Origin of the sequence: Kitasatospora sp. MBT63 (assembly GCF_000710465.2) — a bacterium.
GTDB lineage: Bacteria > Actinomycetota > Actinomycetes > Streptomycetales > Streptomycetaceae > Kitasatospora.
Genome location: NZ_JAIZ01000618.1, coordinates 16,432 through 16,727 on the forward strand (window position 1 = coordinate 16,432; position 296 = coordinate 16,727).

Below are 296 nucleotides of genomic sequence, written 5' to 3' on the forward strand. Positions count from 1 at the left end.
GGGCGCCGGGTGCCGCACGGCCACCTCGCGGGTCGCCAGCTCGGCGCGGGTCAGCACCAGGTCGCGGCCGGGCCCGTCGGCCCGCTGGACGGCGACCGCCACGGTGGACCCGGCCTGCCGGCCGCGCAGCCGCGCCACCACGTCCGTCACGGGCAGTTGGTCGGCCGCCGCGCCGTCGACCCGCAGCAGGCGGTCGCCGACCGCGATCCCGGCCGCGGCCGCCGGGCTGCCGGGCAGCACGTCCGAGACGGCCGTGGAGCCGTCCGCGGCCCGGTCCACCGACAGGCCGACCCCGG

General features: G+C 82.4%; 1 protein-coding gene. It reads right to left on the reverse strand.

The annotated features are described in order from the left end of the window. A partial coding sequence (locus AA75_RS32165) for a PDZ domain-containing protein (protein WP_033823870.1) occupies nucleotides 1–296 on the reverse strand: 296 nt, incomplete at both ends.